At 72.3% G+C, this 4028-nt stretch carries 4 protein-coding genes; all 4 read right to left on the bottom strand.

Going from position 1 to position 4028, the window contains the following annotated elements; translation table 11 throughout:
• The coding region (locus ACTIFU_RS08415; protein WP_439577856.1) for a hypothetical protein at nt 1-1116 on the bottom strand (1116 nt) is incomplete at its 3' end.
• On the bottom strand, nt 1113-2090 hold the full coding sequence (locus ACTIFU_RS08410; protein ID WP_439577855.1) for a Bug family tripartite tricarboxylate transporter substrate binding protein: 978 nt from the start codon (nt 2088-2090) through the stop codon (nt 1113-1115). The genes ACTIFU_RS08410 and ACTIFU_RS08415, both read right to left, overlap by 4 nt.
• A gap of 81 nt (nt 2091-2171) precedes the next feature.
• Nucleotides 2172-3467, bottom strand: coding sequence for a TRAP transporter large permease (locus tag ACTIFU_RS08405; RefSeq protein ID WP_439577854.1), 1296 nt, complete (start codon nt 3465-3467; stop codon nt 2172-2174).
• A 3-nt stretch (nt 3468-3470) separates the two neighbouring features.
• A complete protein-coding gene (locus tag ACTIFU_RS08400; protein WP_439577853.1) occupies nt 3471-4010 on the bottom strand; it encodes a TRAP transporter small permease in 540 nt (179 codons plus the stop codon).
• Nucleotides 4011-4028 lie beyond the last annotated feature (18 nt).

Raw genomic sequence — 4028 nt, 5'->3', positions numbered from 1 at the left:
TTCGACCGCGAGGGCGGCGACGGCGCGCGCGATCGCCTCGGCGCGCGGCAGGTCGACGCTGACGGGGAAGCGGTCCTCGGGCGCGTGGAACCAGGGGTTGCGGCCGATCAGCGAGAGGTAGCGGCCGCCGCGCGTCGCGATCTCGTGCGCCTCGCCGTTGGCCGTGCCGCCTGCGACGGGCTCGACCGGCGCGCGCGGATGGCCGGCGGAGACGAGCGCCTCGGCCATGCGATCGGCGAGGCCGGCGACGTTGCTGCGCACGGTCAGGTGCGGCTCCTCGGCGGCGCCGAGATTGGCGCCGAGATGGATCGTCAGCGCGGCATCGCGCGCGAGCGCGGGCTCGTCCGTGTAGATCCGGCGCGCGCCGACATGGCCGAGTTCGTGGCCGCAGGTCGCGAGCGCGACGACTGCGTGGCGGCGCGGCACGGCGGCCAGCGCGCGCAGCGCCTCCAGCCAGGCGAGGATGCCGCCGCCGCGCTCGGCCGTGCTGGTCCACCACGAGGTGCGCGGCGTGAGCAGCACGAGCGGCGGCGCCGTGCCCGCGAGCGTGGCGCGCACCGAGTGCGACACCGCGGGCGCGCGCGTGCCGTCGACGACCAGACGTGCGGTCGCGCCCGCAGCGGCGAGCGTGGCGAGCCGGGTGGCATCGCGCCCCGCCACCTGGAGCACCGGCGGGCCGAACGGCGCCTCGATGTCGTGCGCGTTCAGCGGCGCGAGCCCGTCGGGCTTGGTCCGCATCGCGATGACGATGCCGCGGTGGCGGCTCTCCTGGCGCGCGCGGGCGAAGGCGTTGCCGGGCAGGCTCGCCGCCGCAGGGTGCAGCTCGGCGAACCCGATCGCGGCATCCGAGCCGAGCGCGCCGAGCGCGCCGGTGATGCCCTCGGGCGGCGTCAGTCCGCCGTCGAACAGCGGCAGGCCCTCGACCGTCACGCCGTCGGTCTCGATCAGCGCGCGGCCGGGCACAAGGCGGGTGAACGGTGCCGGAACGAGGACCGCCTCGGCGCCGGCCCGCTCCGCTTCCTCGCGCAGCCACGCGGCGGAGGTGGCATCACCCGCGCCGCCGGTGCGCCGTTCGCCGAACGCGTCATAGGCGGCGAAGAACGACGCGGGCGTCATTCCACGCGCGCGCCCGAGAGCTCGACCAGCCGCGTCAGGCGCTGGTGCTCCTCGGCCCAGATCGCGGCATAGTGGGCGGGGCTCTCGGACAGCATGATCTCGCCGCCGTCCCGGGTCAGTGTTTCGCGCAGCGTCGTGTCGCGGCTGACCACCTGGTGCACCGCGGCGTGCACGCGGTTGGCGGCCATTTCCGGAATCCCGGCCGGGCCGACGATCGAGGAGACGCTGACCACCACCGGCCCGCCCGGCACCGTCTCCCCGAGCGTCGGCACATCGGGCATCATGCCCATGCGCCTGCCACCGCCGGTGAGCAGCACCCGGATCAGCCCCTGCTGCGCGCGGGGCAGGGCGATGTTGCTGATCGCAAACGCGAAGTCGACCTCGCCCTGCTCGACCGCGAGCGCAGCCTGGTTCGCGCCGCGATACGGCACATGCGTCCCCTCGGCGCCGATCAGCGTCAGCATGGCCGCCGCCGCCATGTGCGCCGGCGTGCCGACGCCGCCTGAGCCGTAGCGCAGCCCGTCGCGGTTGGCCTTCGCCTCCGCGATCAGCGCGCCGATATCGCGCCATGGCGCCGCGGTGCGCACGCACAGCACGGCAGGTTGTTCCGAGATCGTGGTGATCGGCGTGAAGTCCTTCGCCCAGTCATAGCCGGGATCACGCTGCATCACCGCCTGGGTGATCGCGGTGCCGCCGCCCCAGAGCAGGGTGTAGCCGTCGGGAGCCGCGCGCGCGACCGTCTGCGCCGCGATCAGTCCGCCCGCGCCGGCGCGGTTCTCGATCACCACCTGCGCGCCAAGCGGCTCGGCGGCCTTGGCCATGACCAGCCGCGCAATCGTGTCGGACGAGGCGCCGGCGGCGAACGGCACGATCAGGCGCACCGGCCGCGTCGGCCAGGCCGCGCCGGTGCCCTGGGCACGGGCAGGGGAGGCGACCAGCGCCGAGGCACTCAGCAGAAGATGGCGTCGTCGCATGGCGTGTCTTTCCTCCCGGTCAAGACTCTTCGGGACCGTATCGGTCGATCCGGCTGACCGTCAAGCCGACGTCCGCGCGACCTACACGTCCCCCAGCAGCCGCGGCAGGAACAGCGCGACCTCCGGCACGAACAGCACGAGCAGCAGTGCCGCGAGCATCGCGAGCACGAACCAGATCACCCACGGCAGGGTCTGCTCGATCGAGCAGCCCGCGACCTTGCAGGTGACCATCAGGTTCACCGCCATCGGCGGGGTGAAGGCGCCGATCGCGATGTTCATGGTCAGCACGATGCCGAACCAGGTGAGGTCCCAGCCGAACTGACGCGCGATCGGCACCAGGATCGGCAGGAAGACGAGGAAGATCGAGATCGCATCGATCAGCATCCCCGCGATCAGCACGATCACGGTGATCATCAACTTCATCACCAGTCCGCTGTCAGTCAGCCCCAGCAGCGTGCGCGCGAGCGCATCGAACGCACCGACCGTCGAGCCGGCGAAGGCGAAGATGCTTGCGAGCGCGACGATGATCAGCACCACCGCCGAGATCTCGGCGCTGTCGCGCAGCGTCGCGTAGATCTCGCGCGGCCCGAGCGTGCGGTACACCACGGTGCCGACGAACAGGCCGTAGAACACCGCGACCACCGCCGCCTCGGTCGGTGTGAACAGCCCGGTGCGCAGCCCGCCGAGGATGACGATCGGTGCGGCGAGCCCCCACGCCGCCTCGACGAAGCTGCGCCCGAGCGGCGGCCGCTGCTCGCCGGCATCGGGAACGCCGAACCCGCCGATCCGCGCGAGGATCACGGCGGGGATCATCAGCGACAGCCCGACCAGCACACCCGGGACCAGCCCGCCCACGAACAGCGCCGGCACCGAGACGCCCGGCACCAGCACCGCGTACACGATCAGCGGGATCGAGGGCGGGATCAGCACCGCGGTCGAACCGGCCGCGCCGATCAGCGAGGCGATGTAGGGTCGCGGATAGTGCTGCTTCAGCATCGAGGGCAGCATCACTGCCGACACTGCCGCCGCATCCGCCGCCCCCGACCCCGAGATGCCGCCCAGGATCATGCACACCAGCACGGCAACGACCGCGAGCCCGCCCCGCCGCCGCCCGACCAGCGCCGAGGCGAAGCGCACCAGCCGCTCGGCCACGCCGGAGCGCTCGAACATCATCCCGGCGAGGATGAACATCGGCAGCGCCAGCAGCGGATACTTCGCGATCCCGGTCCAGATGTTCGTCGGCAGCGCCATGATGCCGAGCTGATGCACGCCCATCACGGCGAAGCCCGAGAGCCCGAGCGCGATGCCGACCGGCACGCCGAGGAACAGCAGCAGGAAGAAGGCACCGAGCAGCAGCGCCGAGCCCTCGAGCACCATCGCTCAGCCCCGCGCCCGCGCCACGCGGATCATCCGCCCGAGGATGCGCAGGCAGATCAGCACCGCGAGCACCGGCATCCACACGGTGTAGAGCCATTGCGGCACGCCCAGTCCGGGCGAGAGCACCTCGAAGCGGTACTCGTCCCAGACGTACCACGCGCCGAGCCAGGCGATTGCGGCGAACACGAACAGGGAAGCGGCGAGCACGAGCTGCTCGATCCCGCGCGCAAGCCGGACCGGCAGCTTCTCGGTGAAGAAGGTGAGCCGGATGTGCTTGTCCGCGCCGAACGCCGCGGCCGAGCCGACCAGCGTCATGATCACCATCAGCGCGACCGAGTACTCCTCGGTGAAGGCGATCGAGACATTGGTGAAGTAGCGCGCCAGCACATTGGCGAAGGTGATCAGCGCGAGCGCGGCCATGATCGCCGCGCCGATCGCGCCCTCGATCGCGACGGGCACGCGCGGCGGCGCTTCGCCAAGCTTCAGGCCCGGCGGCTCGTGACGGTCGGGGTCGGTCATGCGGCCGGGGCGGAGGTGCCGCACCTCCGCCCGTCACCCGTC

It is taken from the genome of Elioraea sp., assembly GCF_051860475.1.
In the GTDB taxonomy this organism is placed as follows: domain Bacteria; phylum Pseudomonadota; class Alphaproteobacteria; order Acetobacterales; family Acetobacteraceae; genus Elioraea.
This window is presented reverse-complemented; position numbering and strand designations above follow the sequence as displayed.